This window comes from Achromobacter sp. 413638 (assembly GCF_043119405.1).
Classification (GTDB): Bacteria; Pseudomonadota; Gammaproteobacteria; order Burkholderiales; family Burkholderiaceae_B; genus Achromobacter.
The window spans coordinates 1-718 of sequence record NZ_JBICCO010000179.1 but is presented as its reverse complement, the minus strand read 5'-3'; the positions used below and the strand labels follow the sequence as shown (position 1 = coordinate 718).

The 718-nt window shown below is 73.8% G+C and carries 1 protein-coding gene; it reads left to right on the top strand.

Features of this window, described 5'->3' with window-relative positions:
• Positions 1-718 (top strand): hypothetical protein (locus tag ACEU5R_RS31955; protein WP_392413930.1); only part of this gene is annotated, 718 nt, incomplete at both ends.

The following is a 718-nucleotide window of genomic DNA, read 5'->3' as shown; positions in this document are numbered from 1 at the left end:
CGGTCGGAACATCACCGTCGCGGACAAGGGCCTGGTGCAGGCCGCCGACACCCAGACCGCCACCGCCGCCGGTTCGATGCAGATCGCCGGCCGCGCGCTGGCCGGCCGCGACCAGACGCTGAGCGCGGGAGATGGCCTGTCGATCGACGGCACTGCCGCCGCCTTGAAGGGCGACCTGACCTTGACGGCCACGCGCGGCGACCTGATCCTGGGCGCGGCCTCGCGCCAACAGGCGGACGGCACGCTCACCGCCACCGCCGGCGGCGCGTTGCAGGCGCTGGGCTCGGCCTCGGCAGGCAAGGATCTGAGCCTGCGCGCCGGCGCCGATGCCCGGCTGGGCGGCGTGATTGGCACGCAGACCGGCAAGCTCTCGGTCAACGCCGCGCGCGACCTCTTCATCACCACCGATGGCCGGCTGCAATCCGGCGCGGCGCTGGCCCTGGACGCGGGCGGCACGCTGAACAACGCGGGCGTCGCCTTCGCCAGCGGACGGGCCGACCTCTACGCAGGAACAACGCTGGCCAACACCGGCTCGGTGCTGGCGGGCGGCGACCTGCAAGCCCGCACGCCGGGCCTGCTGAACAACGCCGGCCGCTTCGTGGCGGGCGTGGACGCCGATGGCAAGCTGAGCCAGCCGGGCAGCCTGACGCTGACGGCCGGCACGCTGCAACACGCCGGCACCAGTCTGGCCGGCAAGGACATGACGCTGTCCGCGACT